We start from the raw sequence: 25,527 nt of genomic DNA, 5'->3' as shown, positions 1-25,527 counted from the left end.
TTTTTTATATTATGAAATCGGTGAATATAGTTTTCATACCCCAATTACAGAAGAAAGGGCAGAAAAAAATACTAAATTAGAAATCAAAGAAATAGATGAGAATTTTCAAACTCATGGAGCTGATATAGCAGATTTACTCTCAACTCAATTTGTTCAAAAAGTAATAGACTTGTTAGATAGTGGAGATTATACAATTATAGAATAAATAAAAAAATCTTCTTACATTAGTAGGAAGATTTTTTGGATTCACAAAATTAATTTAAAAGACTACGCTATTTAAACCAATTTTGAGAATGAATATCGGACTATACCAATTTCGCCGAACACGGTATCGAATCATGTATAAAAAATGTGATTATTAAATTTTTAAACTTTGAATTTATAGTAAAAACTAAAAATTTATTTGGTCAACCACTGGTCAATTTCCTTAATTTCAATACTAACTAGCGTGTGATAATATCTTGATTTAATCGCTTTTTACTTGTTTATTTTAACTTATTTTAACGCTAATTTGTTGGCCGCCGGTATAGTATAGAGTTAAGGAACGTTGTAAATCTTCGTTCCTTTTTTATATTATTTTTGGTATAATGATAGTTATTCAAATTTTATTTAGATTATGAAAGTGTAGGGAAGTATGTCTCGTTCTATCGATTTATTAAAACATCGGTATTTGAAAAATATTAAAGAAAATCCTGAATTGTTTGTCGGGATTGAACTGGAATATCCTGTTGTAAATTTGGAAGGGGATGCCACAGATGTTGAAGTTATCAAACACTTATTCCGATATTTAGTTTCTGCTTTGGATTTTACTGTCGAAAAGGTAGATGATTTTGGGACTCCTATTCAGTTAGTGGAGTCAGTAAGTCAGGATGCTATTTTATTTGAAGTTTCCTATACTACGATTGAGTTTGCATTTGGTAAGGCTGAAACGATACAAGAGGTTGAAGAACGTTTTAGTATTTATATGACAGCAATCCAGAAGAAGTTAGCTGAATCAAATCATGCTATTGTTGGCTGTGGTATTCATCCCAACTGGGATAAAAATGAGAATTGTCCAGTGGCTTACCCACGCTATCAGATGTTGATGGACTATTTGAATTTGAGTAGAAATATGACTAAATCAGACTTACATCATTTCCCTGAATACGGAGCGTTTATTTGTGGGAGTCAGGTTCAGTTGGATGTTTCAAAGTCTAACTACTTACGAGTGATTAATGCTTTTACCCAAATTGAAGGGGCTAAGGCTTATTTATTTGCAAATTCTGAGTTTACAGGTGCTGATTGGGATACAAAAATCTCAAGAGATATTTTCTGGGAAGAATCTATGCATGGTATCTATCCAGAGAATGTTGGTGTCAATGCTAGCCTCTTTAAAGATGAGGATGATTTTTTTGATTATCTAGATCATTCTGCAATTTTTACTGCGGAACGCGATGGGCAAACCTATTATTTTTATCCGATTCAGGCAAGGGATTATTTGGCTACACCTGAAATCCAAGCATATGCACTTAATGGGGATGAGATTATTATTTATCCTCAAGAGAAGGATTTTGAAACCCATCGTAGTTATCAGTACCAAGACTTAACGACTCGCGGAACAGTTGAGTTTCGTAGTGTGTGTACTCAATCTCTAGATAGAACTTTCGCTTCTGCCGCCTTTCACTTGGGATTATTAGTTAATTTAGAGAAACTTGAACCTTACTTAGAAACAACACCTTTCTTTGAAGCATTTGGTCGTAATTACAAGTTTTTAAGACGACAATTTTCTAAGAAAAAGCTTACAGATCAGGAAGAAACTGCGATTATTGAATTTTCCAAAGACTTACTCCTGCTAGCTGAGGAAGGACTGGAGATGAGAAATAAGCAAGAAATGACCTACTTACAGCCTTTGAAAGAAGAATTGAGCCTATAATTTCTCTTGTAAAAGGAGAATTTTCTGAAAAATCATGATATAATGGATGAGACTATAGATAAAGGATAGAGAGTAATGACATTAGTTTATCAATCAACGCGTGATGCCAACAATACAGTAACTGCCAGCCAAGCTATTTTGCAAGGTTTAGCAACGGATGGTGGTTTGTTTACACCGCTTACTTATCCAAAGGTAGATTTGGATTTTGACAAATTGAAAGATGCTTCTTATCAGGAAGTTGCTAAGCTTGTTTTGTCAGCATTTTTAGATGACTTTACAGCTGAAGAGTTGGACTACTGTATCAACAATGCCTACGATAGCAAGTTTGATACTCCAGCTATCGCACCATTAGTGAAATTAGACGGGCAATACAATCTGGAGCTTTTCCATGGTTCAACAATTGCTTTTAAGGATATGGCCTTGTCTATTTTGCCATACTTTATGACAACAGCTGCTAAGAAGCATGGTTTGGAGAACAAGATTGTCATTTTAACAGCGACATCTGGTGATACTGGGAAGGCTGCTATGGCAGGGTTTGCGGATGTTCCTGGTACTGAGATTATCGTCTTTTATCCAAAGGATGGTGTCAGCAAGGTACAAGAGTTGCAAATGACCACTCAGACTGGCGACAATACTCATGTTATCGCTATTGATGGTAACTTTGATGATGCCCAAACAAATGTGAAACATATGTTTAACGATGTGGCTCTTCGTGAAAAGTTGGCTACCAATAAACTGCAATTTTCATCAGCAAACTCTATGAATATTGGTCGTTTGGTGCCACAGATTGTTTATTATGTTTATGCCTATACTCAGTCGGTCAAGACTGGTGAGATTGTGGCTGGTGATAAGGTCAACTTCACAGTACCAACAGGAAACTTTGGAAATATCTTGGCTGCTTTTTATGCTAAACAAATCGGTCTTCCAGTTGGTAAATTGATCTGTGCTTCAAATGACAACAATGTTTTGACAGACTTCTTCAAGACACGTGTTTACGATAAGAAACGTGAGTTTAAGGTAACAACTAGCCCATCTATGGATATCTTGGTATCTTCAAACTTGGAGCGTTTGATTTTCCATCTTTTGGGTAATGATGCGGTTAAAACAGCTGAACTCATGAATGCCTTGAACAAGCAAGGACAATATGAGTTGACAGACTTTGATGCGGAGATTCTTAACCTCTTTGCAGCAGAATATGCGACTGAGGAAGAAACAGCAGCAGAAATCAAGCGTATCTATGAGTCAGATTCTTATATCGAGGATCCACATACGGCAGTTGCCTCGGCAGTTTATAAGAAATACCAAGCGGCTACTGGTGATGTGACTAAGACAGTGATTGCTTCAACAGCGAGTCCATACAAGTTCCCAGTGGTTGCAGTAGAAGCTGTAACTGGAAAATCAGGGCTTGGCGACTTTGAAGCTTTGGCTCAATTACATGATATTTCAGGAGTGGCAGTGCCGCCAGCAGTTGATGGCCTTGAAACAGCTCCAGTTCGTCATAAGACAACTGTGGCGGCTGCTGACATGCAAGCAGCCGTTGAGGCTTATCTAGGACTTTAAGACAGAGGGAGTAAACTCGGTTGGGAAACTAACTGAGTTTCTTTTCATCAGGAGGAAGGATTGTTTAAGAAAAATAAAGACATTCTTAATATTGCCTTGCCAGCTATGGGCGAAAACTTTTTGCAGATGCTCATGGGGATGGTGGATAGTTATCTGGTTGCTCACTTGGGCTTAATCGCTATTTCAGGTGTTTCAGTAGCTGGCAATATTATCACGATTTATCAGGCGATTTTTATCGCTCTGGGAGCTGCTATTTCCAGTGTTATTTCAAAAAGTTTGGGGCAGAAGGATCAGTCTAAGCTAGCCTATCATGTGACTGAGGCGTTGAAGATTACCTTATTATTAAGTTTCCTTTTAGGAACTTTGTCCATCTTCGCTGGGCAAGAGATGATAGGACTTTTGGGAACTGAACAGACTGTGGCCGAAAGTGGTGGACTCTATCTATCTTTGGTAGGCGGATCGATTGTTCTTTTGGGATTGGTGACCAGTCTGGGTTCCTTGATTCGTGCAACGCATAATCCACGTCTGCCTCTTTATATTAGTCTCTTGTCAAATGCTTTGAATATTCTCTTTTCCAGTCTAGCTATTTTTGTACTGGATATGGGGATAGCGGGTGTTGCTTGGGGGACTATTCTGTCTCGTTTGGTAGGTCTTGTGATTTTATGGTCGCAATTAAAGTTGCCTTTTGAGAAACCGACTTTTGGTTTAGATAAGGAACTATTGACCTTAGCTTTGCCAGCAGCTGGAGAGCGGCTCATGATGCGGGCTGGTGATGTCGTTATCATTGCCTTGGTTGTGTCTTTCGGGACAGAGGCAGTGGCGGGAAATGCGGTCGGAGAAGTTTTGACCCAGTTTAACTACATGCCTGCCTTTGGCGTCGCTACGGCAACGGTCATGCTAGTGGCCCGAGCAGTTGGAGAGGATAATTGGGAAAGAGTAGCTAGTTTGAGCAAGCAAACCTTTTGGCTTTCTCTGGTCCTCATGTTACCCTTGACCTTCAGTATCTATGCTTTGAGTATACCACTAACTCATCTCTATACGACTGATTCTCTAGCGGTTGAAGCTAGTGTTTTGGTGGCACTTTTCTCTCTACTAGGAACTCCTATGACGATAGGAACAGTCATCTATACGGCAGTCTGGCAGGGTTTGGGCAATGCTCGGCTTCCCTTTTATGCGACAAGTATAGGAATGTGGTGTATCCGCATTGGAACAGGATATCTGATGGGGATTGTGCTTGGTTGGGGCTTGCCCGGTATTTGGGCCGGAACCCTTTTGGATAATGGTTTTCGCTGGTTATTTCTACGCTATCGTTACCAGCGCTATATGAGATTGAAAGGATAGGAAATGCAAAAAACAGCTTTTATTTGGGATTTAGACGGGACTTTATTGGACTCTTATGAAGCAATTTTGTCAGGGATTGAGGAAACTTTTGCTCAGTTTTCTATTCCTTATGATAAGGAGCAGGTGAGAGAGTTTATCCTCAAGTATTCGGTGCAGGATTTGCTTGTGCAGGTGGCAGAAGAGAGAAAGCTGGATGTGGAAATGCTCAATCAAGTGCGTGCTCAGAGTCTGGCTGAGAAGAATGCTCAGGTAGTCTTAATGCCAGGTGCGCGTGATGTGCTAGCTTGGGCAGAGGAATCAGGAATTCAGCAGTTTGTTTACACTCATAAGGGAGACAATGCTCTTACCATTCTCAGAGACTTGGGTTTGGAATCTTATTTTACAGAGATTTTAACCAGTCAGAGTGGCTTTGCGCGCAAGCCTAATCCGGAAGCGGCTACCTATCTGTTAGACAAGTATCAGTTGGATCCTGAGAAAACCTATTATATAGGGGATCGGACTCTGGATGTGGAATTTGCTCAGAATAGTGGGATTCAAAGTCTTAACTTTTTAGAGTCGTCTTATGGAGGCAATCACAGGATTCAAGCCTTAGCAGATATTTCCCGTATTTTTGAGGCTGAGCTATAAAAAGATTGTGTCAGTTTTGTGACAGAGACCTAACAAACTATTTCAAGTAACCGAGTTTGTTACAAGGAATAGACAGTTCTGTTAAATAGGCCCGAGAGGGCTTTTTTTCTGCATTTTTTGTGTTATCATAGACAGGTACTCATTTGAAAGGAATTTGAAAGAATGAAGAAAAGAATATTATTAGCCTCAACAGTAGCCTTGTCGTTTGCCCCAGTATTGGCAACCCAAGCAGAAGAACTTCTTTGGACTGCACGTAGTGTTGAGCAAATCCAAAATGATTTGACTAAAACGGATAACAAAACAAGTTATACCGTTCAGTATGGTGATACCTTGAGCACAATTGCAGAAGCCTTGGGTGTAGATGTCACAGTTCTTGCGAATTTGAATAAAATCACCAATATGGACCTGATTTTCCCAGAAACCGTTTTGACAACGACTGTCAATGAAGCAGAAGAAGTAACAGAAGTTGAAATCCAAACTCCTCGAGCAGCTTCTAGTGAGGAAGTGACAACTGCGACAGCAGATTTGACAACCAATCAAGTGACCGTTGATGCTCAAACTGTTCAGGTTGCAGATCTTTCTCAACCGATTGCAGAAGCTCCAAAAGCGGTAGAAACTACAAGAACAAAAGAAGTGGCATCAAGTTCAGAAGTTGCAGAGACAGTTACTACTGCAGAAGAAGTCGCGCCATCTACAGGAAATTCTGTTTCAGAGAAGCAAATAGCCGAAACAAGCAATGCAGTTGCAGAAGCAGCTCCTCAGGCAACGACTCCAGCTGAGAAAGAGGAAACACAAGCAAGCCCTCAGGCTGAGTCAACAGTGGAAACAACTACAACTCCAGTAGAAGAAAAAGCAATAGAAACAACTGCAACAAGTTTAGAAGAAGTAAAAGAAGTAGCATCAAGTGAAGCTACACCAGCAGTTTCTACTTATCAACTAGAAGAGAAGAAAACAGTTTCAACAACTTACGCGGCTCCAGCAGCGCCCGATTATGCTGGACTTGCGGTAGCGAAATCTGAAAATGCAGGCCTTCAACCACAAACAGCTGCCTTTAAAGAAGAAATTGCTAACTTGTTTGGCATCACATCCTTTAGTGGTTACCGTCCAGGAGACAGTGGAGATCACGGAAAAGGTTTGGCTATCGACTTTATGGTACCAGAAAGCTCAGAACTAGGGGATAAGCTTGCGGAATACGCTATTCAAAACATGGCCAGCCGTGGAATTAGTTACATTATCTGGAAACAACGTTTCTATGCTCCATTCGATAGCAAATATGGACCAGCTAATACTTGGAACCCAATGCCAGACCGTGGTAGTGTGACAGAAAACCACTATGACCACGTTCACGTTTCAATGAATGGATAAACCAGACTTGGTAATATCATTTTGACGAATGAGATCTAGCTTTCGTGATAGGAAGCGAGTCTCGTTCGTTTTTTCTTTGTCATACTCTTCGAAAATCTCTTCAAACCACGTCAGTTTTATCTGCAATCTCAAAGCTGTGCTTTGAGCAACCTACGGATAGCTTCCTAGTTTGCTCTTTGATTTTCATTGAGTATCAATATGGATGGAGAATGGAAGTTACCATTTTGTAATGATTGAAGCAACATTCTTGCAATTTATTTTACTTTGTATTATACTTGATTAGTCAACTATTGATAAGTCAACAGAAAGAAGGAAGAAATGTTAGAGATTCAAGATTTACTTTATCAACTCCGCTTGTCTGAGCAAGCGAGCACGCAATTGTTTGAAAAAAGACTTGGGATTAGTTTGACACGGTATCAGATTTTATTATTTTTGCTGAAGCATTCCCCTTGTAATCAAATAGCGGTTCAGGAGCGTTTGAAGATTGATCAGGCTGCTTTGACCCGACATTTCAAAATTCTGGAAAAGGAAGGTTTGGTGGAGCGTCATCGTAATCCTGAAAATCAGCGAGAAGTGTTGGTGGAGGCTACGAAGTATGCCAAAGAGCAGTTAGTTGTGAATCCGCCTCTGCAGCATATCAAGGTTAAGGAAGAGATGGAAAGTATCTTAACAGAGTCTGAAAGAACAGAACTCAGCCGTTTAGTAAATAAATTGGTTTTGGGTATTGAAAATATAGAAATTTAAGGAGAAATAGATGTCAATTATTACAATCATTTTAGCAACGATTGTTGCTTTGGAGCATTTTTACATTTTTTATTTGGAAAGTATTGCAACGCAATCAGATGCAACCAGTCGAGTATTTAACATGGAAAAGGAAGAACTGGCTCGTCCGTCTGTAAGTTCATTGTTTAAAAATCAAGGGATTTATAATGCTCTGTTAGGAGTCTTTCTCTTGTATGGGATTTATTTCTCACAGAATTTAGAAATTGTGACTATTTTTGTTTTATTTGTGTTTGGTGCTGCGGCTTATGGCTCTCTCACAGCAGATAAGAAAATTATTTTGAAGCAAGGTGGACCAGCTATTTTGGCCTTGATTAGTATTTTACTCTTTAAATAAGTTCAAAGGTCAATCTTAGTCTTTCTAGTCCTTTTCACTCCAGAATAAGGAAAATATGTTATACTTGTTTTTAAGAAAAAAGTCTCATTGAATTGGTTTTGAGGAGTTAGAAATGAAAGTATTAGTGACAGGTTTTGAGCCCTTTGGAGGGGAAAAGGTCAATCCAGCTTTGGAGGCCATTAAAGGTTTACCATCTGAAATTCATGGTGCTGAGGTTCGTTGGCTAGAGGTGCCGACAGTTTTTCACAAATCGGCCCAAGTATTGGAAGAAGAGATGAGTCGTTATCGACCTGACTTTGTCCTTTGTATTGGCCAAGCTGGTGGAAGGTCTAGCTTGACACCTGAGCGAGTGGCTATTAATCAAGACGATGCACGCATTCCTGATAATGATGGTAATCAACCGATTGACCTTCCCATTCGAGCGGATGGTGCTTCGGCCTACTTTAGTAGTTTGCCAATTAAAGCGATGGTTCAAGCTATAAAAAAAGAGGGCTTGCCGGCCTCTGTTTCCAATACGGCAGGGACTTTTGTCTGCAATCATTTGATGTATCAGGCTCTCTATTTGGTAGAAAAGAAATTTCCACATGTTAAGGCAGGTTTTATGCATATTCCTTATATGATGGAACAGGTGGTGAATCGACCGACTACCCCAGCTATGAGTTTAGTGGATATTAGGCGAGGGATAGAAGCGGCAATCGGCGCCATTATCGAACATGGAGATCAGGACCTCAAGTTGGTAGGCGGAGAAACTCATTGATAGAAAAAAGCTTGAGGGAACAACCTTCAAGCTTTTGGACGTTTTCGAGCCAGTACTGCTCGGTAGAAAATTATTTTATTGATTTGAATGTAGGGTAGGAGTGAGAAACTAGCAATTCCAAAAGTAATCCAATTGAGGAAGTACCAAGGAAGGAGTTGTAAGTCTAGAATAAAGCGCTGAAATTTGTAGCCTTTCATCAGGAAATGGCTGGTTTTAAGGATTTGCCCTGGTTTAGCTTGGCCCAAGTCTAGGGTGTCACAGAGGAGAAATTCTACCTGCGAATAGGCATAGTATTGTGGAATATAGAGACTATTTCCGACAATCATCAAGAGGATACTTGCTAGAAAGTAAAGACCAAAGGTCATGAGGAAACGCTCGGTTTCAATTGACGTGAGATCCAGATTGGGAAACTCAGGGTGAAGGACAACGAATTTCTTTGCTAGAAAGCTACTGTAAAAAAGAAAGTAAATTCCGAGCAAACTAGGAATGCTCCATAAAAAGAGATAGAAGCGTTTGAGAAGGAGAGTCAAAAAGGTTTGTGAAAAGTGCTCTTCATTAAAGAGAGTAAGACTATTTTTGACGGATAGTTCTGTATCTGGATTCTTGATGAGTTTTAGGGTTGTATAGACTGAACTGGTTAGAAGTATTGCCCCGATAAAGGAGACTAATAGTGGAAAAAGGTAGGCTTGAAATACATGGCCAAACACGCTTAAAAAGGGTTGTTCTAAAACACTCTCGTTGAGGCGCTCTAAGGGATTGAGGAAGCCAGACAAGATGAGCAGTATGCTAGGTAAGAGATAGACGAGAAAGAGGCGGGGATTTTCAGCCTGAAATTGTCTGGCTTGCAGACGAACAGTTTTTAAATCAATTTTTGGGTATTTCATTCTCTCATTATACCATAGTTCGTGACAGTTCCAGCTTTTTTTGATAAAATCATACAGTATGCCCTTGGGCACAAAGTATGAACTGGGACTGTTTTTCCCAGCTTCGGAGGTAAAAAATGTCAGATTCACCAATCAAATATCGTTTGATTAAGAAAGAAAAACACACGGGAGCTCGTCTGGGAGAAATTATCACTCCCCACGGAACCTTTCCGACACCTATGTTTATGCCAGTTGGAACTCAAGCCACTGTCAAAACTCAGTCACCTGAAGAATTGAAGGAGATGGGTTCGGGAATTATCCTGTCAAACACCTATCATCTCTGGCTTCGCCCTGGAGATGAACTCATTGCACGCGCAGGTGGTCTCCACAAGTTCATGAATTGGGACCAACCAATCTTGACAGATAGTGGTGGTTTTCAGGTTTATTCTCTAGCAGATAACCGCAATATCACAGAAGAAGGGGTAACCTTTAAAAACCACCTCAATGGTTCTAAGATGTTCTTGTCTCCGGAGAAGGCCATCTCTATTCAGAACAATCTGGGTTCAGACATCATGATGTCCTTTGACGAATGTCCTCAGTTTTATCAACCTTATGACTACGTTAAGAAATCCATCGAGCGTACCAGCCGTTGGGCTGAGCGTGGATTGAAGGCTCATCGTCGTCCACACGATCAAGGCTTGTTTGGGATTGTGCAGGGGGCTGGATTTGAAGACCTGCGTCGCCAATCAGCTCATGACCTTGTTAGCATGGATTTCCCAGGTTACTCTATCGGTGGTTTGGCAGTAGGAGAAACCCACGAAGAGATGAATGCTGTCTTGGACTTCACAACTCAACTGCTGCCTGAAAACAAACCTCGCTATTTGATGGGAGTGGGAGCGCCAGATAGCTTGATTGATGGGGTGATTCGTGGGGTGGATATGTTTGACTGTGTATTGCCGACTCGAATCGCTCGTAACGGGACTTGTATGACCAGTCAGGGACGTTTGGTTGTAAAAAATGCCCAGTTTGCTGAGGACTTTACGCCACTGGATCCTGAGTGTGATTGCTACACATGTAAGAACTATACACGCGCCTACCTTCGTCACCTGCTCAAGGCTGATGAAACCTTTGGTATTCGCTTGACTAGCTACCATAACCTTTACTTCTTGCTTAACCTGATGAAGCAAGTTCGACAAGCCATTATGGATGACAATCTCTTGGAATTCCGTGAGTATTTTGTGGAAAAATATGGTTATAATAAATCAGGCCGTAATTTCTAAAATGGAATGGATATAAGCTAAAAATCCTAAGTTTTCTCTTAGGATTTTTCTTCTTTTTTTGATAGAATAAAGTGTACAATGAAAGGAAGAATAAACTCGTATGCGCATTAAATGGTTTTCCTTGATTAGGATTACAGGTTTACTTTTTGTACTCTTGTATCACTTCTTTCAGACCATCTTTCCTGGAGGATTTTTCGGGGTAGATGTCTTTTTCACATTTTCAGGTTTCCTGATTACGGCTCTACTCATCGAAGAATTTTCTAAAAATCATGAAATTGATTTGATTGGATTTTTTAGAAGACGCTTTTATCGGATTGTGCCACCTGTGGTTTTGATGGTCTTGGTAACCATGCCCTTTACCTTTCTAGTTCGACAAGATTATGTAGCTGGAATTGGTGGCCAGATTGCGGGTGTTTTAGGCTTTATGACTAACTCCTATGAACTTCTAACAGGTGGGAGTTATGAATCTCAGTTCATTCCTCATTTGTTTGTTCATAATTGGAGCTTGGCCGTTGAGGTTCACTACTATATTCTTTGGGGATTGGCAGTTTGGTTCTTATCCAAACAGGCTAAATCAAATGGTCAGTTGAAGGGGATGATCTTTCTCTTATCTGCTGCTGCCTTCTTGATTAGTTTCTTCTCCATGTTTATTGGTAGTTTTCTAGTAACCTCTTATTCCTCTGTTTACTTCTCCAGTTTAACTCATGTCTATCCATTCTTTTTGGGAAGTATCCTAGCAACGATTGTAGGCGTTCGTCAGACGACTTCCCTCGTCAAGCAGTTGGATAAAATCTGGGATTTACGAAAGACCCTGTTGATTTTTACAGGAGGTTTTGCCTTCTTATTCATTTTGACCTTCTTTGTCAAATTTACCTATCTTTTTGCTTATCTTGTCGGCTTTTTGCTTGCCAGTCTTGCTGCCCTTACTATGATTCTGGCGGCGCGTGTCTTACATGAAAAGACACCTTATGTGCAGGAGCCAAAGATTATCAGCTTTTTAGCAGATACTAGTTATGCGGTTTATCTCTTCCATTGGCCTTTCTATATTATTTTCTCACAGTTGACATCAAATCTTCTTGCTGTGTTACTGACTTTGATTTTTTCTTATGGCTTTGCCAGCCTATCATTTTATGTGTTGGAACCTTGGATTGCAGGAAAGAATACACCTATTTTACAAACTCTTCGTCCTCTGCCTCACATTCACACAATCCTTGTAGCGAGTACAGGAATCTTGGCCTTCATTGTCCTCTTAGTGACTTTGTTGGCACCACAAGTGGGAGCTTTTGAGACAGATTTGACTGTCAATGGTTTGAAGCAAGCTGCAACAAATATTAGCCAGACCAAGGTGATGACAGAACGGGCAGATGCAAATAGTTTGGGGATTGCTGATGGCACTATGTTAATTGGTGACTCGGTGGCTTTAAGGGCAAATACAGCCCTACAGACAGCCCTTCCTGGAGCACAGATTAACGCGCAGGTCAGCAGAACAACCAAGACCGCCAATGAAATCATGCTCAACAATAGCCAGAATAAATTTCTACCAAAGATGGTGGTCATTGCGACTGGGGTAAATAATCCTGAAAATTACAAGGAAGATTGGGATAGTATCGTGAAAAATCTTCCTAAGGGACACCATATGGTTTTGGTGACTCCTTATGAGGGGGATAAGACAAAAGAGACCTATGCTATCGTTGAGAAGGCTGCTGCTTATATGAGAGAATTGGCAGAGAAGACTCCTTATATCACGATAGCTGATTGGAATCAAGTTGCGAAAGAGCATCCAGAAATTTGGACTGGAACAGACCAAGTCCATTTTGGAAGTGACAACAGTAAGATTGAAGCCGGAGCAAAATTGTATGCAGAGACCATTGCTACAGCCTTGCAAACAGCTCAAGACAAGCCAGTCAAATCAAAATAACTTGTATTAAAAAGAGAAGAGTTGGAGAAATCCAGCTCTTTTAAAATATCTCTAGAAAATAGGTCTATACCATTTACAAATGAATCAGAAAGGTTTATAATGTAATTGACATAATAAATATCAAAAGTAATCTTTTAAGGAGGTCATTATTATGCCTAATTACGTTAAAGCGGATCAGTTTTTCTATCCATTTGGCATTCGTCGCGGTGGGTACTTAGAACTTGTTGATGGCAAATTTGGGAAACATGTGTATCAAATTCCTGAAGGAGCAGAGGTTCTTGACTATACTGGTTATAGCATTGCACCAGGTCTTGTGGATACTCATATTCATGGATATGCAGGTGTAGATGTGATGGACAACAACATTGAAGGTACATTGCATACTATGAGTGAAGGACTTCTTAGTACCGGTGTCACCAGTTTCTTGCCCACAACTTTAACAGCCACTTATGAGCAATTGCTTGCAGTCACTGAAAATCTTGGAAACCGTTATAAAGAAGCAACAGGTGCTAAGATTCGTGGGATTTATTATGAAGGTCCATATTTCACAGAAACTTTTAAGGGGGCACAAAATCCAACTTATATGAGAGACCCGGGTGTTGAGGAGTTTCATTCTTGGCAGGATGCTGCAAAAGGGATGCTAAATAAGATCGCTATTGCACCAGAACGTGATGGGGTGGAAGATTTTGTACGTACTATTACAGGTGAAGGTGTGACAGTTGCACTTGGACACTCAGATGCGACATTTGAACAAGCTAAGAAGGCAGTTGATGCTGGAGCTAGTGTATGGGTACATGCCTATAATGGGATGCGTGGTTTAACACACCGCGAACTAGGTATGGTAGGAGCTATGTATGAGCTCCCACATACTTACGCAGAATTGATTTGTGATGGTTATCACGTAGATCCAAAAGCTTGTGAGATTTTACTTAAGCAAAAGGGGACAGAAAACATCGCTCTTATTACGGACTGTATGACAGCTGGTGGGCTTGAAGATGGTGACTATATGTTGGGAGAATTCCCTGTTGTAGTAGCAAATGGAACTGCACGTCTCAAATCTACTGGTAATTTGGCAGGTTCTATCCTCAAACTTAAAGATGGTATGAGAAATGTAGTCGAGTGGGGTATTGCGAATCCGCATGAAGCGGTCATGATGGCCAGCCTTAACCCAGCCAAATCTGTTCACATTGATGATGTTTGTGGTCAAATCCGTGAAGGATATGATGCAGACTTTATCGTATTAGATAAAGATTTGGAATTGGTAGCAACCTACCTAGACGGTGTGAAACGTTATCAAGCATAAGAGAGAAAGCAGGAGTTAGAGACTAGCTTCTGCTTTTTTATCTATATTGCTTTACCAGTAAATAAAAAAGTTAAAAAAATCACAAAAAATCTTGAACAAACAAATGAAAAGGCTTACAATTATGGTATAAATAGTACAAATAAAAAAACGGAGGAGTGCTTTATGAAAGCCTATACTTATGTTAAACCAGGACTTGCTTCTTTTGTTGATGTAGACAAACCAGTGCTTCGCAAGCCAACAGACGCTATTGTGCGTATCGTAAAAACTACTATTTGTGGAACAGACCTCCATATTATCAAAGGGGATGTTCCCGCTTGCCAAAGTGGTACCATTCTTGGTCACGAAGGGATTGGGATTGTTGAAGAAGTTGGGGAAGGAGTTTCGAATTTCAAAAAAGGCGACAAGGTCTTGATTTCTTGTGTCTGTGCCTGTGGTAAATGCTACTACTGTAAAAAAGGAATTTATGCCCACTGTGAAGACGAAGGGGGCTGGATTTTCGGTCACTTGATTGATGGTATGCAGGCTGAATATCTACGTGTCCCTCATGCAGATAACACTCTTTACCACACTCCAGAAGACTTGTCAGATGAAGCCTTGGTTATGCTATCAGACATTCTGCCTACTGGATATGAAATTGGTGTCCTAAAAGGGAAAGTGGAACCTGGTTGTAGTGTAGCCATTATTGGTTCAGGACCAGTTGGATTGGCTGCTCTTTTGACGGCTCAATTCTACTCACCAGCAAAATTGATTATGGTGGACTTAGACGATAACCGCTTGGAAACTGCTGTATCATTCGGTGCGACTCACAAGGTTAATTCTTCAGACCCTGAAAAAGCCATTAAAGAAATTTATGATTTGACAGATAGACGTGGTGTGGATGTCGCTATCGAAGCTGTTGGTATTCCTGCAACATTTGATTTCTGTCAAAAGATTATCGGTGTAGACGGAACGGTTGCCAACTGTGGTGTGCATGGTAAACCAGTTGAATTCGATTTAGATAAACTTTGGATTCGCAACATCAATGTAACAACTGGTTTGGTATCTACAAATACCACTCCACAATTGTTGAAAGCACTTGAAAGTCATAAGATTGAACCAGAAAAATTGGTAACTCACTATTTCAAACTTAGTGAAATTGAAAAAGCCTATGAAGTTTTCAGTAAGGCAGCAGACCACCATGCAATCAAAGTCATTATCGAAAACGATATTTCTGAAGCTTAAGTAGTAAAAACATTTTGGAATACAAGCAAATAGAAATTCAGTCATCCATCAGATGGCTGGATTTTTTATCAAGAAATTAAGAAATGAGCATATTTCTTTCCTTGTCTGGCGGAATTGGTTATAATATACGGTACAAAGGAATGAATGAATATGTATCGTGTTATAGAAATGTACGGAGATTTTGAACCCTGGTGGTTCTTAGAAGGTTGGGAAGAAGATATTGTAGCAAGTAGAAAATTTGACCAGTATTATGATGCTCTCAAATACTACAAAACTTGCTGGTTTAGATTGGAACAAGAATCCCCTCTTTATAAAAGTAGAAGTGATTTGATGACCATTTTTTGGGATCCAGAAGACCAACGCTGGTGTGATGAATGTGACGAGTATTTACAACAATACCATTCTTTGGCTCTTTTACAGGATGAGCAGGTTATTCCAGATGAAAAACTACGCCCAGGCTATGAAAAACAAACAGGTAAGGAAAGGCACCGTTCTTGCCGTATGAAATTAAAATAGAGAAAAAGTAACTTTTTTGGAGTTGCTTTTTTTATTTTCCCAAATCTTTGCGAATAGTATAGGTGAGGAGGTAAGTATGGTTCAAGAAATTGCACAAGAAATCATTCGTTCGGCTCGGAAAAAAGGAGCGCAAGACATTTATTTTGTCCCCAAGTTAGACGCCTATGAGCTTCATATGAGGGTAGGAGACGAGCGCTGTAAAATCGGTTGTTATGATTTTGAAAAGTTTGCGGCCGTCATCAGCCACTTTAAGTTTGTGGCAGGTATGAATGTGGGAGAAAAGAGACGTAGTCAACTTGGTTCCTGTGATTATGAATATGACCAGAAGATGGCGTCCCTACGTTTGTCTACTGTAGGCGATTATAGAGGGCATGAGAGTTTAGTAATTCGCTTGTTGCATGATGAGGAGCAGGATTTGCATTTTTGGTTTCAGGATATCGAAGAACTGGGCAAGCAGTATAGGCAACGTGGTCTCTATCTCTTTGCTGGTCCAGTTGGTAGTGGCAAGACAACCCTGATGCACGAATTGGCCAAGTCCCTCTTTAAGGGACAGCAAGTCATGTCTATCGAAGATCCTGTCGAAATCAAGCAGGACAACATGCTCCAGTTGCAGTTGAATGAAGCGATTGGGCTTACCTATGAAAATCTGATTAAGCTTTCCCTACGGCATCGTCCTGATCTCTTGATTATCGGAGAAATTCGAGACAGCGAGACGGCGCGTGCTGTGGTCAGAGCCAGTTTGACAGGGGCGACAGTCTTTTCAACCATTCATGCCAAGAGTATTCGAGGTGTTTATGAGCGCCTGCTGGAGTTGGGGGTGAGTGAGGAGGAATTGGCAGTCGTTCTGCAAGGAGTCTGCTATCAGAGATTAATCGGGGGAGGAGGAATCGTTGACTTTGCAAACAAAGACTATCAAGAACACCAGCCGACTAGCTGGAATAAACAGATTGACCAGCTTCTTAAAGATGGACATATCACAAGCCTTCAGGCTGAAACGGAAAAAATTAGCTACAGCTAAGCAAAAAAATATCATCACCTTGTTTAACAATCTCTTTTCCAGCGGTTTTCATCTGGTGGAGACCATCTCCTTTTTAGATAGGAGTGCCTTGTTGGACAAGCAGTGTGTGACTCAGATGCGCACGGGCTTGTCTCAGGGGAAATCATTCTCAGAAATGATGGAAAGTTTGGGATTTTCAAGTGTCATTGTCACTCAGTTATCCCTAGCTGAAGTCCATGGGAATCTCCACCTGAGTTTGGGAAAGATAGAAGAATATCTAGACAATCTAGCCAAGGTCAAGAAAAAACTAATTGAAGTAGCGACCTATCCCTTGATTTTGCTGGGATTTCTTCTCTTAATCATGCTGGGGCTACGGAACTATCTACTACCACAACTGGATAGTAGCAATATTGCCACCCAAATTATTGGCAATCTGCCACAAATTTTTCTAGGAATGGTAGGGTTTGTTTCCATACTTTCCCTTTTAGCACTCACTTTTTATAAAAGAAGTTCTAAGATGCGCGTCTTTTCTATCCTAGCACGCATTCCTTTTCTTGGAATCTTTGTGCAGACCTATTTGACAGCCTATTATGCGCGTGAGTGGGGTAATATGATTTCTCAGGGGATGGAACTGACGCAGATTTTTCAGATTATGCAGGAACAAGGTTCCCAACTCTTTAAAGAAATCGGTCGAGATTTGGCTCAAGCCCTACAAAATGGTCAGGAATTTTCTCAGACTATAGGAACCTATCCTTTCTTTAAGAAGGAGTTGAGTCTCATCATCGAGTATGGGGAAGTCAAGTCTAAGCTGGGGAGTGAGTTGGAAATCTATGCTGAAAAAACTTGGGAAGCCTTTTTTACCCGAGTTAACCGCGCCATGAATCTGGTGCAGCCACTGGTCTTTATCTTTGTGGCTCTGATTATTGTTTTACTTTATGCGGCAATGCTTATGCCCATGTATCAAAATATGGAGGTAAATTTTTAAAATGAAAAAAATGATGACATTCTTGAAAAAAGCTAAGGTTAAAGCTTTCACGCTTGTGGAAATGTTGGTGGTCTTGCTCATCATCAGCGTGCTTCTCTTGCTCTTTGTACCTAATTTGACCAAGCAAAAAGAGGCGGTCAATGACAAAGGAAAAGCTGCTGTTGTTAAGGTTGTGGAAAGTCAGGCAGAACTTTATAGCTTGGATAAAAATGAAGATGCTAGCCTAAGTAAGTTACAAGCAGATGGGCGAATCACGGAAGAACAGGCTAAAGCTTATAAAGAATACCATGCTAAACAAAATACCAGTCAAACCGTTGCAGATTAAGGCCTTTACCATGCTGGAAAGCCTCTTGGTTTTGGGTCTTGTGAGTATCCTTGCCTTGGGCTTGTCCGGCTCTGTTCAGTCCACTTTTGCGGCGGTAGAGGAGCAGGTTTTCTTTATGGAGTTTGAAGAACTCTATCGGGAAACTCAAAAACGCAGTGTAGCTAGTCAGCAAAAGACTAGTCTGAACTTAGATGGGCAGACGATTAGCAATGGCAGTCAAAAGTTGACAGTTCCTAAAGGAATTCAAGCACCATCGGGACAAAGTATTACATTTGACCGAGCTGGGGGCAATTCGTCCCTGGCCAAGGTTGAATTTCAGACCAGTAAAGGAGCGATTCGTTATCAATTATATCTAGGAAATGGAAAAATTAAACGCATTAAGGAAACAAAAAATTAGGGCAGTAATTTTACTAGAAGCAGTAGTCGCTTTAGCTATCTTTGCCAGTATTGCGACCCTCCTTTTGGGACAAATTCAGAAAAATAGGCGAGAAGAAACAAAAATCTTGCAAAAGGAAGAAGTCTTGAGGGTAGCTAAGATGGCTTTGCAGACAGGTCAAAATCAGGTAAACATCAACGGAGTTGAGATTCAGGTGTTTTCTAGTGAAAAAGGATTGGAGGTCTACCATGGTTCAGAACAGTTGTTGGCTATCAAAGAGCCATAAGGTCAAGGCTTTCACTTTGTTAGAATCCCTGATTGCCCTCATTGTCATCAGTGGAAGTTTACTCCTCTTTCAAGCCATGAGTCAGCTCCTCATTTCAGAAGTTCGCTACCAGCAGCAAAGCGAGCAAAAGGAGTGGCTCTTGTTTGTGGACCAGTTGGAGGCAGAATTAGATCGTTCGCAGTTCGAAAAAGTGGAGGGCAACCGCCTCTATATGAAACAGGATGGCAAGGATATCGCTATAGGTAAGTCTAAATCGGATGATTTTCGGAAAACCGATGCCAGTGGACGAGGATATCAGCCTATGATTTATGGACTTAAATCTGCGCAGATTACGGAGGACAATCAACTGGTTCGCTTTCGTTTCCAATTCCAAAAAGGCTTAGAAAGGGAGTTCATCTATCGTGTGGAAAAAGAAAAAAGTTAAGGCAGGTGTTCTTCTCTATGCAGTCACCGTGGCTGCTATCTTTAGTCTTTTGTTACAATTTTATTTGAACCGACAAGTCGCCCACCATCGAGACTATGCTTTGAATAAAGAAAAGTTAATCGCTTTTGCTATGGCCAAGCGAATCAAAGATAAGCTTGATAAGGAAAGTGGGGAACAGACCTTTAATCTGGGTCAGGTGAGTTATCAAAACAAGAAAACAAGCTTGGTGACAAGGGTTCGTACACCTAAGAGTCAATATGAATTCATCTTTCCTTCAGTCAAAATCAAAGAAGAGAAAAGAGATAAAAAGGAAGAGGTAGTGACTGATTCAAGTAATCAAGCAGAGAAGAAAAAATCAGAAGAGAAGGTCGAAAAGAAAGATAATTCTTAGCCAATCAAGCTACTTTGTGTTAAACTAAAAGCATGAAACATGATTTTAACTACAAAGCAGAAACTTTCGATTCCCCTAAAAATATTTTCCTTGCAAACTTGGTTTGTCAAGCAGTCGAGAAACAGATTGATCTTCTATCAGACAAAGAAATTTTGGATTTCGGTGGAGGGACGGGGCTATTAGCCTTGCCTCTGGCCAAGCAAGCCAAGTTCGTTACTCTTGTAGACATTTCTGAGAAAATGCTGGAGCAAGCTCGCTTGAAAGCGGAGCAGCAAGAAAGTAAGAATATCCAGTTTCTGGAGCAAGATTTACTGGCAAATCCCTTGGAGCAAGAGTTTGATCTCATTGTTGTTTGTCGGGTTCTTCACCATATGCCTGATTTGGATGAAGCTCTCTCACTGTTTCATCAATATTTGAAGGAAGATGGACAACTCCTACTTGCTGATTTTACAAAGACAGAAGCTAACCATCATGGATTTGATTTAGCTGAACTGGAAAACAAGCTAGCCCAGTTTGGTTTTTCGAGCATTGACAGTCAGATTCTTTACAGTGCTGAAGACCTGTTTCAAGGAAATTACTCAGAGCTCTTTTTAACAGTAGCCCAAAAATCACTCGCTTAGTCAGGGAGTGATTTTTCTATAAGGATGGAAAAAAGAAGGGAAATTTGATAAGATAGGAATATGGATTTTGAAAAAATTGAACAAGCTTATACCTATTTACTAGAGAATGTCCAAATCATTCAAAGTGATTTGGCGACCAACTTTTATGACGCCTTGGTGGAGCAAAATAGCATCTATTTGGATGGCGAGACTGAGCTAGAGCAGGTCAAAGAGAACAATCAAGCTCTTAAGCGTTTAGCGCTACGCAAAGAAGAATGGCTCAAGACCTACCAGTTTCTCTTGATGAAGGCTGGGCAGACAGAGCCCCTACAGTCCAATCACCAGTTTACACCAGATGCCATTGCTTTACTTTTGGTGTTTATTGTGGAAGAGTTGTTTAAAGAGGAGGAGATTACTATCCTCGAAATGGGTTCTGGCATGGGGATTCTGGGCGCAACTTTCTTGACCTCGCTTGATAAAAAGGTGGATTACTTGGGAATGGAAGTGGATGATTTGCTGATTGATCTGGCAGCTAGCATGGCAGATGTAATTGGTTTGCAGGCTGGCTTTGTCCAAGGAGATGCCGTTCGTCCACAAATGCTCAAAGAAAGCGATGTGGTCATCAGCGACTTGCCTGTCGGCTATTATCCTGATGATGCCGTTGCGTCGCGCCATCAAGTTGCTTCTAGTCAAGAACATACCTACGCCCATCACTTGCTCATGGAACAAGGACTTAAGTATCTCAAGTCAGACGGATATGCTATTTTTCTAGCTCCGAGTGATTTGTTGACCAGTCCTCAAAGTGATTTGTTGAAAGGCTGGTTGAAAGAGGAGGCAAGTCTGACTGCCATGATTAGTTTGCCTGAAAATCTCTTTGCTAATGCTAAACAATCTAAGACTATTTTTATCTTACAGAAGAAAAGTGAAATAGCAGTAGAACCCTTTGTTTATCCACTTGCTAGCTTGCAAGACGCAAGTGTTTTAATGAAATTTAAAGAAAATTTTCAAAAATGGACTCAAGGTACTGAAATATAAAATAGATTTTGTTATAATAGATGAAAACGCTTAAAAAAGGGGTATCATGTTATGACAAAAACAATTTCAATCAATGCAGGAAGTTCAAGTTCGAAATGGCAATTATACTTAATGCCAGAAGAAAAAGTATTGGCGAAAGGCTTGATTGAACGTATCGGTTTGAAAGATTCAATTTCAACTGTAAAATTTGACGGCCGTTCTGAGCAACAAATTTTGGATATCGAAAATCATACACAAGCCGTTAAAATTTTATTGGATGACTTAATTCGTTTCGATATTATCAAGGCTTATGACGAGATTACAGGTGTTGGCCACCGTGTTGTTGCCGGTGGAGAATATTTCAAAGAATCAACAGTTGTTGAGGGGGATGTTTTAGAAAAAGTTGAAGAGTTGAGCTTGTTGGCTCCTCTCCACAATCCAGCCAATGCAGCAGGTGTTCGTGCCTTCAAGGAATTGTTGCCAGACATTACCAGTGTAGTTGTTTTTGATACTTCATTCCACACAACTATGCCAGAGAAAGCTTATCGTTACCCTCTACCAACAAAATATTACACAGAAAATAAGGTTCGCAAATATGGTGCCCACGGTACAAGCCACCAGTTTGTAGCAGGAGAAGCTGCAAAACTCTTGGGACGTCCATTAGAAGACTTGAAATTGATTACTTGCCACATCGGTAATGGTGCTTCTATTACAGCTGTTAAGGGTGGTCAATCTGTCGATACTTCAATGGGATTCACTCCACTTGGTGGTGTGATGATGGGAACACGTACAGGGGATATTGACCCAGCTATCATTCCTTATTTAATGCAATATACAGAGGACTTTAACACGCCCGAAGATATTAGTCGCGTCCTTAATCGTGAATCAGGGCTTATGGGTGTTTCAGGCAAATCTAGTGATATGCGTGATGTGATTGCTGCTATGGAAGAAGGGGACCACGATGCCACTTTAGCCTATGAAATGTATGTTGACCGTATCCAAAAACATATCGGTCAATACCTTGCGGTCCTAAATGGAGCAGATGCTATTATCTTTACTGCAGGTATCGGTGAAAATGCAGCAAACGTACGTGAAGATGTTATCTCAGGTATCTCTTGGTTCGGATGTGATGTTGATCCAGAGAAGAATGTCTTTGGTGTGACAGGAGACATCTCAACAGAGGCAGCGAAGATTCGTGTTTTGGTTATTCCAACAGATGAAGAATTGGTCATTGCCCGTGACGTTGAACGCTTGAAAAAATAAGTAAAACTAGAAAAAATATTTAGTACAAGGAGTTGGGAAAGAGATTTTTCCAGCTTCTTTTTATGGTGAAATTGTCCAAAACCTTGCTATGATTGGCTTTTTTGAAAAATATGGTATAATAGTAGTAATTTAATAGATGGAGTTGAGTTTTGAAGAAAAACTTTCGTGTAAAAAGAGAGAAAGATTTTAAGGCAATTTTCAAGGAAGGAACAAGTTTTGCCAATCGCAAATTTGTTGTCTACCAACTAGAAAACCAGAAAAACCATTTTCGAGTAGGTCTATCAGTCAGCAAAAAACTGGGGAATGCCGTCACTAGAAATCAAATTAAGCGACGAATTCGACATATTATCCAGAATGCAAAAGGGAGTCTGGTAGAAGATGTCGACTTTGTTGTCATTGCTCGAAAAGGGGTCGAAACCTTGGGATACGCAGAGATGGAGAAAAATCTACTCCACGTATTAAAATTATCAAAGATTTACCAGGAAGGAAATGGGAGTGAAAAAGAAACTACAGTTGACTAGTTTGCTAGGACTGTCCCTATTGATCATGACAGCCTGTGCAACAAATGGGACAACTAGCGATATTACAGCCAATTCGGCTGATTTTTGGAGTAAATTTGTTTACTTCTTTGCGGAAATTATTCGCTTTTTATCATTTGATATCAGTATCGGAGTGGGGATTATTCTCTTTACGGTCTTGATTCGTACAGTCCTCTTGCCAGTCTTTCAAGTGCAAATGGTGGCTTCCAGAAAAATGCAGGAAGCTCAACCACGCATTAAGGCGCTTCGAGAACAATATCCAGGTCGTGATATGGAAAGCAGAACCAAGCTAGAGCAAGAAATGCGTAAAGTCTTTAAAGAAATGGGTGTCAGACATTCAGATTCTCTTTGGCCGATTTTGATTCAGATGCCGGTTATCTTGGCCTTGTTCCAAGCTCTATCAAGAGTTGACTTTTTAAAGACAGGTCATTTCTTATGGATTAACCTTGGTGGTGTGGATACAACCCTTGTTCTTCCGATTTTAGCAGCAGTATTTACCTTTTTAAGTACTTGGCTGTCTAATAAAGCCTTGTCTGAGCGTAATGGGGCTACGACTGCGATGATGTATGGGATTCCAGTCTTGATTTTTATCTTTGGGGTTTATGCTCCGAGCGGAGTTGCTCTCTACTGGGCAGTGTCCAATGCTTATCAAGTCTTGCAAACCTATTTCTTGAACAATCCATTCAAGATTATTGCAGAGCGCGAGGCTGTAGTACAGGCACAGAAAGATTTGGAAAATAGAAAAAGAAAAGCCAAGAAAAAGGCTCAGAAAACGAAATAATAAGGAGGAATCTGGTAATGGTAGTATTTACAGGTTCAACTGTTGAAGAAGCAATCCAGAAAGGATTGAAAGAATTAGATATTCCAAGAATGAAGGCTCATATCAAAGTCATTTCTCGCGAGAAAAAAGGATTTCTTGGTTTATTTGGTAAAAAACCAGCCCAAGTGGATATCGATGCTATTAGTGAAACGACAGTTGTAAAAGCAAACCAACAAGCTGTAAAGGGAGTTCCAAAACAAATCAATGATTTGAATGAGCCTGTTAAAACAGTCAGTGAAGCAACGGTTGATTTGGGTCATGTTGTAGAAGCAATTAAAAAGATTGAAGAGGAAGGCCAAGGTATTTCTGATGAAGTCAAGGCTGAAATCTTAAAACATGAAAGACATGCCAGCACTATCTTGGAAGAAACTGGTCACATTGAGATTTTAAATGAATTACAACTTGAAGAAACTGCTCTCGAAGGAGAAGTAGAAACGCCTATTATTGAAAGCCAAACTGAGCAAACTGAAAGTCAAGAACTAGAAGACTTGGGCTTGAAAGTTGAACCGAGCTTTGATATTGAACAAGTAGCTACGGAAGTAACGACTTATGTTCAAACAATTATTGATGACATGGATGTTGAAGCTACACTTTCAAATGACTATAACCGTCGTAGCATCAATTTGCAAATTGATACTAACGAACCAGGTCGTATTATCGGCTACCATGGTAAAGTTTTGAAGGCCTTGCAACTATTGGCTCAAAATTATCTTTACAACCGCTATTCAAGAACCTTCTACATCACAATCAATGTCAATGATTATGTCGAACACCGTGCAGAAGTCTTGCAGACCTATGCTCAAAAATTGGCAACTCGTGTTTTAGAAGAAGGCCGTAGTCATCAGACAGATCCCATGTCAAATAGCGAACGCAAGATTATCCATCGTATTATTTCACGCATGGATGGCGTGACTAGTTACTCTGAGGGTGATGAGCCAAATCGCTATGTTGTCGTAGATACAGAATAAGTAAAATCAGGGTTATCCTGATTTTTTGCTAGCTAGAGGAGATTAAATTAATGTTGAATAAGATAAGAGACTATCTAGACTTTGCTGGTTTGCAGTACCGTAATCCTGATAAAGCGGGAGAAGAGCGAGAGAAAATGCTGGCATTCCGCCACAAAGGTCAAGAGGCCAGAAAGGCTTTTACAGAACTAGCTAAAGCTTTTCAAGCAAGTCATCCAGAATGGCAACTCCAACAGACTAGCCAGTGGATGAATCAGGCACAGCGTTTGCGACCACATTTCTGGGTCTATCTACAGAGAGACGGACAAGTGACAGAACCTATGTTGGCTCTTCGTTTGTATGGAAGATCTTCTGATTTTGGTGTCTCACTAGAAGTTAGTTTCATCGAGCGTAAGAAAGATGAGCGAACTCTAGGGAAGCAGGCCAAAGTTTTAAAAGTTCCAACCGTTGAAGGTGTTTATTATCTAGTCTACTCTGATGGTCAAAGTCAACGGTGGGAGGCGAACGAAGAAAATCGTCAGGTTTTAGTCGAGAAGGTAGGAAGTCAAGAAATCCGAAAAGTGTTAGTTAAAGCAGATGTTTCTTTTATTGAAAATCAATCATTAGAAGTGATTTTAGAAAAATTAGATGAAGCTTATGAGCGCTTACTTCCCTACTATCAGGCGACTAGAGGATAGCAAATAGAATACTTATTTACGTCGAATTGTTTAATTGCTATTCTATGTATTTTTTCATATAATAGTAAAATAGAATGTGTGATTCA

General features: G+C 40.3%; 28 protein-coding genes and 1 pseudogene. 28 read left to right on the top strand and 1 reads right to left on the bottom strand.

Features of this window, described 5'->3' with window-relative positions:
* The 9 genes and pseudogenes from ACWPV5_RS10015 to pcp all read left to right on the top strand — a co-directional run.
* Window positions 1-205 (top strand): annotated as a pseudogene (locus ACWPV5_RS10015) (hypothetical protein); the annotation flags it as partial.
* A 429-nt stretch (window positions 206-634) separates the two neighbouring features.
* On the top strand, window positions 635-1,912 hold the full coding sequence (locus ACWPV5_RS10010) for a gamma-glutamylcysteine synthetase (protein WP_261046316.1): 1,278 nt from the start codon (window positions 635-637) through the stop codon (window positions 1,910-1,912).
* Between the two features lie 75 nt (window positions 1,913-1,987).
* On the top strand, window positions 1,988-3,472 hold the full coding sequence (thrC, locus tag ACWPV5_RS10005; protein ID WP_454383733.1) for a threonine synthase: 1,485 nt from the start codon (window positions 1,988-1,990) through the stop codon (window positions 3,470-3,472).
* 60 nt (window positions 3,473-3,532) lie between these two features.
* Complete coding sequence (locus ACWPV5_RS10000; protein ID WP_261046314.1) at window positions 3,533-4,813, top strand: MATE family efflux transporter; 1,281 nt, start codon at window positions 3,533-3,535, stop codon at window positions 4,811-4,813.
* 3 nt (window positions 4,814-4,816) lie between these two features.
* The gene (locus tag ACWPV5_RS09995; protein ID WP_219967486.1) at window positions 4,817-5,440 is read left to right on the top strand and encodes an HAD family hydrolase; all 624 of its coding nucleotides are present in this window, start codon (window positions 4,817-4,819) and stop codon (window positions 5,438-5,440) included.
* 162 nt (window positions 5,441-5,602) lie between these two features.
* Complete coding sequence (locus ACWPV5_RS09990) at window positions 5,603-6,805, top strand: LysM peptidoglycan-binding domain-containing protein (RefSeq protein WP_219967487.1); 1,203 nt, start codon at window positions 5,603-5,605, stop codon at window positions 6,803-6,805.
* Between the two features lie 318 nt (window positions 6,806-7,123).
* A complete protein-coding gene (locus ACWPV5_RS09985; RefSeq protein ID WP_219967488.1) occupies window positions 7,124-7,549 on the top strand; it encodes a MarR family winged helix-turn-helix transcriptional regulator in 426 nt (141 codons plus the stop codon).
* A gap of 10 nt (window positions 7,550-7,559) precedes the next feature.
* Complete coding sequence (locus ACWPV5_RS09980) at window positions 7,560-7,922, top strand: DUF1304 domain-containing protein (protein ID WP_219967489.1); 363 nt, start codon at window positions 7,560-7,562, stop codon at window positions 7,920-7,922.
* Between the two features lie 112 nt (window positions 7,923-8,034).
* Window positions 8,035-8,679, top strand: a complete 645-nt coding sequence (gene pcp / locus ACWPV5_RS09975; RefSeq protein WP_219967490.1) for a pyroglutamyl-peptidase I — start codon at window positions 8,035-8,037, stop codon at window positions 8,677-8,679.
* A gap of 26 nt (window positions 8,680-8,705) precedes the next feature.
* Here pcp and ACWPV5_RS09970 read toward each other — a convergent pair whose 3' ends face one another.
* Window positions 8,706-9,563 carry a DUF975 family protein gene (locus ACWPV5_RS09970; protein ID WP_219967491.1) on the bottom strand — a complete coding sequence of 286 codons (858 nt, stop codon included), beginning with the start codon at window positions 9,561-9,563 and terminating at the stop codon, window positions 8,706-8,708.
* 116 nt (window positions 9,564-9,679) lie between these two features.
* On the opposite strand from ACWPV5_RS09970, the gene tgt reads away from it, so the two are divergent.
* The 19 genes from tgt (at window position 9,680) to ACWPV5_RS09875 (ending at window position 25,441) form a co-directional block, all read left to right on the top strand.
* Complete coding sequence (gene tgt, locus ACWPV5_RS09965) at window positions 9,680-10,822, top strand: tRNA guanosine(34) transglycosylase Tgt (protein WP_454383729.1); 1,143 nt, start codon at window positions 9,680-9,682, stop codon at window positions 10,820-10,822.
* A gap of 100 nt (window positions 10,823-10,922) precedes the next feature.
* The gene (locus tag ACWPV5_RS09960; protein WP_454383727.1) at window positions 10,923-12,740 is read left to right on the top strand and encodes an acyltransferase family protein; all 1,818 of its coding nucleotides are present in this window, start codon (window positions 10,923-10,925) and stop codon (window positions 12,738-12,740) included.
* 151 nt (window positions 12,741-12,891) lie between these two features.
* Window positions 12,892-14,043: an N-acetylglucosamine-6-phosphate deacetylase gene (nagA, locus tag ACWPV5_RS09955; protein ID WP_454383725.1), complete on the top strand. Its 1,152-nt coding sequence runs from the start codon at window positions 12,892-12,894 to the stop codon at window positions 14,041-14,043.
* Between the two features lie 162 nt (window positions 14,044-14,205).
* On the top strand, window positions 14,206-15,264 hold the full coding sequence (locus ACWPV5_RS09950; RefSeq protein WP_219967495.1) for a zinc-dependent alcohol dehydrogenase family protein: 1,059 nt from the start codon (window positions 14,206-14,208) through the stop codon (window positions 15,262-15,264).
* Between the two features lie 150 nt (window positions 15,265-15,414).
* Entirely contained in the window at window positions 15,415-15,780 is a 366-nt protein-coding gene (locus ACWPV5_RS09945; protein WP_000286413.1) for a DUF1033 family protein, read from the top strand.
* 76 nt (window positions 15,781-15,856) lie between these two features.
* Window positions 15,857-16,798, top strand: a complete 942-nt coding sequence (comGA, locus tag ACWPV5_RS09940; protein ID WP_454383723.1) for a competence type IV pilus ATPase ComGA — start codon at window positions 15,857-15,859, stop codon at window positions 16,796-16,798.
* Window positions 16,746-17,762, top strand: coding sequence for a competence type IV pilus assembly protein ComGB (comGB, locus tag ACWPV5_RS09935; RefSeq protein ID WP_454383721.1), 1,017 nt, complete (start codon window positions 16,746-16,748; stop codon window positions 17,760-17,762). The genes comGA and comGB overlap by 53 nt, the downstream gene beginning before the upstream one ends.
* 1 nt (window position 17,763) lies before the next feature.
* Entirely contained in the window at window positions 17,764-18,087 is a 324-nt protein-coding gene (gene comGC, locus ACWPV5_RS09930) for a comG operon protein ComGC (protein WP_000738641.1), read from the top strand.
* Window positions 18,050-18,484 carry a competence type IV pilus minor pilin ComGD gene (gene comGD / locus ACWPV5_RS09925; RefSeq protein WP_454383719.1) on the top strand — a complete coding sequence of 145 codons (435 nt, stop codon included), beginning with the start codon at window positions 18,050-18,052 and terminating at the stop codon, window positions 18,482-18,484. Before comGC ends, comGD begins: the two co-directional genes overlap by 38 nt.
* Window positions 18,447-18,749 carry a competence type IV pilus minor pilin ComGE gene (gene comGE / locus ACWPV5_RS09920; RefSeq protein WP_414339669.1) on the top strand — a complete coding sequence of 101 codons (303 nt, stop codon included), beginning with the start codon at window positions 18,447-18,449 and terminating at the stop codon, window positions 18,747-18,749. Before comGD ends, comGE begins: the two co-directional genes overlap by 38 nt.
* On the top strand, window positions 18,712-19,173 hold the full coding sequence (gene comGF / locus ACWPV5_RS09915; RefSeq protein WP_061457600.1) for a competence type IV pilus minor pilin ComGF: 462 nt from the start codon (window positions 18,712-18,714) through the stop codon (window positions 19,171-19,173). The genes comGE and comGF overlap by 38 nt, the downstream gene beginning before the upstream one ends.
* Window positions 19,151-19,564 carry a competence type IV pilus minor pilin ComGG gene (gene comGG, locus ACWPV5_RS09910; RefSeq protein WP_454383717.1) on the top strand — a complete coding sequence of 138 codons (414 nt, stop codon included), beginning with the start codon at window positions 19,151-19,153 and terminating at the stop codon, window positions 19,562-19,564. Before comGF ends, comGG begins: the two co-directional genes overlap by 23 nt.
* 32 nt (window positions 19,565-19,596) lie before the next feature.
* A complete protein-coding gene (locus ACWPV5_RS09905; protein ID WP_454383715.1) occupies window positions 19,597-20,184 on the top strand; it encodes a class I SAM-dependent methyltransferase in 588 nt (195 codons plus the stop codon).
* Between the two features lie 60 nt (window positions 20,185-20,244).
* The gene (locus ACWPV5_RS09900) at window positions 20,245-21,198 is read left to right on the top strand and encodes a class I SAM-dependent methyltransferase (RefSeq protein WP_293965851.1); all 954 of its coding nucleotides are present in this window, start codon (window positions 20,245-20,247) and stop codon (window positions 21,196-21,198) included.
* Window positions 21,199-21,249: 51 nt separating this feature from the next.
* Window positions 21,250-22,440 (top strand): acetate kinase, encoded by a 1,191-nt coding sequence (locus ACWPV5_RS09895; protein ID WP_454383712.1) that lies wholly within the window; start codon window positions 21,250-21,252, stop codon window positions 22,438-22,440.
* A gap of 149 nt (window positions 22,441-22,589) precedes the next feature.
* The gene (gene rnpA, locus ACWPV5_RS09890) at window positions 22,590-22,961 is read left to right on the top strand and encodes a ribonuclease P protein component (RefSeq protein WP_000739245.1); all 372 of its coding nucleotides are present in this window, start codon (window positions 22,590-22,592) and stop codon (window positions 22,959-22,961) included.
* Window positions 22,936-23,760: a membrane protein insertase YidC gene (locus ACWPV5_RS09885; RefSeq protein WP_265529558.1), complete on the top strand. Its 825-nt coding sequence runs from the start codon at window positions 22,936-22,938 to the stop codon at window positions 23,758-23,760. Before rnpA ends, ACWPV5_RS09885 begins: the two co-directional genes overlap by 26 nt.
* 17 nt (window positions 23,761-23,777) lie before the next feature.
* Window positions 23,778-24,767, top strand: a complete 990-nt coding sequence (gene jag, locus ACWPV5_RS09880) for an RNA-binding cell elongation regulator Jag/EloR (RefSeq protein WP_454383710.1) — start codon at window positions 23,778-23,780, stop codon at window positions 24,765-24,767.
* Window positions 24,768-24,817: 50 nt separating this feature from the next.
* The gene (locus ACWPV5_RS09875) at window positions 24,818-25,441 is read left to right on the top strand and encodes an HI_0552 family protein (protein ID WP_454383708.1); all 624 of its coding nucleotides are present in this window, start codon (window positions 24,818-24,820) and stop codon (window positions 25,439-25,441) included.
* Window positions 25,442-25,527 lie beyond the last annotated feature (86 nt).

Source organism: Streptococcus sp. Marseille-Q7156 (genome assembly GCF_965119495.1).
This window is presented reverse-complemented; position numbering and strand designations above follow the sequence as displayed.

Excerpts from the sequence above, each read along its gene's own strand:
- ACWPV5_RS10010 (WP_261046316.1), top strand. The coding sequence starts at position 635 with ATGTCTCGTTCTATCGATTTATTAAAACATCGGTATTTGAAAAATATT.
- thrC (WP_454383733.1), top strand. The coding sequence starts at position 1,988 with ATGACATTAGTTTATCAATCAACGCGTGATGCCAACAATACAGTAACT.
- ACWPV5_RS09995 (WP_219967486.1), top strand. The coding sequence starts at position 4,817 with ATGCAAAAAACAGCTTTTATTTGGGATTTAGACGGGACTTTATTGGAC.
- ACWPV5_RS09990 (WP_219967487.1), top strand. The coding sequence starts at position 5,603 with ATGAAGAAAAGAATATTATTAGCCTCAACAGTAGCCTTGTCGTTTGCC.
- ACWPV5_RS09985 (WP_219967488.1), top strand. The coding sequence starts at position 7,124 with ATGTTAGAGATTCAAGATTTACTTTATCAACTCCGCTTGTCTGAGCAA.
- ACWPV5_RS09980 (WP_219967489.1), top strand. The coding sequence starts at position 7,560 with ATGTCAATTATTACAATCATTTTAGCAACGATTGTTGCTTTGGAGCAT.
- pcp (WP_219967490.1), top strand. The coding sequence starts at position 8,035 with ATGAAAGTATTAGTGACAGGTTTTGAGCCCTTTGGAGGGGAAAAGGTC.
- ACWPV5_RS09970 (WP_219967491.1), bottom strand. The coding sequence starts at position 9,563 with ATGAAATACCCAAAAATTGATTTAAAAACTGTTCGTCTGCAAGCCAGA.
- tgt (WP_454383729.1), top strand. The coding sequence starts at position 9,680 with ATGTCAGATTCACCAATCAAATATCGTTTGATTAAGAAAGAAAAACAC.
- ACWPV5_RS09960 (WP_454383727.1), top strand. The coding sequence starts at position 10,923 with ATGCGCATTAAATGGTTTTCCTTGATTAGGATTACAGGTTTACTTTTT.
- nagA (WP_454383725.1), top strand. The coding sequence starts at position 12,892 with ATGCCTAATTACGTTAAAGCGGATCAGTTTTTCTATCCATTTGGCATT.
- ACWPV5_RS09950 (WP_219967495.1), top strand. The coding sequence starts at position 14,206 with ATGAAAGCCTATACTTATGTTAAACCAGGACTTGCTTCTTTTGTTGAT.
- ACWPV5_RS09945 (WP_000286413.1), top strand. The coding sequence starts at position 15,415 with ATGTATCGTGTTATAGAAATGTACGGAGATTTTGAACCCTGGTGGTTC.
- comGA (WP_454383723.1), top strand. The coding sequence starts at position 15,857 with ATGGTTCAAGAAATTGCACAAGAAATCATTCGTTCGGCTCGGAAAAAA.
- comGB (WP_454383721.1), top strand. The coding sequence starts at position 16,746 with ATGGACATATCACAAGCCTTCAGGCTGAAACGGAAAAAATTAGCTACA.
- comGC (WP_000738641.1), top strand. The coding sequence starts at position 17,764 with ATGAAAAAAATGATGACATTCTTGAAAAAAGCTAAGGTTAAAGCTTTC.
- comGD (WP_454383719.1), top strand. The coding sequence starts at position 18,050 with ATGCTAAACAAAATACCAGTCAAACCGTTGCAGATTAAGGCCTTTACC.
- comGE (WP_414339669.1), top strand. The coding sequence starts at position 18,447 with ATGGAAAAATTAAACGCATTAAGGAAACAAAAAATTAGGGCAGTAATT.
- comGF (WP_061457600.1), top strand. The coding sequence starts at position 18,712 with ATGGTTCAGAACAGTTGTTGGCTATCAAAGAGCCATAAGGTCAAGGCT.
- ACWPV5_RS09905 (WP_454383715.1), top strand. The coding sequence starts at position 19,597 with ATGAAACATGATTTTAACTACAAAGCAGAAACTTTCGATTCCCCTAAA.
- ACWPV5_RS09900 (WP_293965851.1), top strand. The coding sequence starts at position 20,245 with ATGGATTTTGAAAAAATTGAACAAGCTTATACCTATTTACTAGAGAAT.
- ACWPV5_RS09895 (WP_454383712.1), top strand. The coding sequence starts at position 21,250 with ATGACAAAAACAATTTCAATCAATGCAGGAAGTTCAAGTTCGAAATGG.
- jag (WP_454383710.1), top strand. The coding sequence starts at position 23,778 with ATGGTAGTATTTACAGGTTCAACTGTTGAAGAAGCAATCCAGAAAGGA.
- ACWPV5_RS09875 (WP_454383708.1), top strand. The coding sequence starts at position 24,818 with ATGTTGAATAAGATAAGAGACTATCTAGACTTTGCTGGTTTGCAGTAC.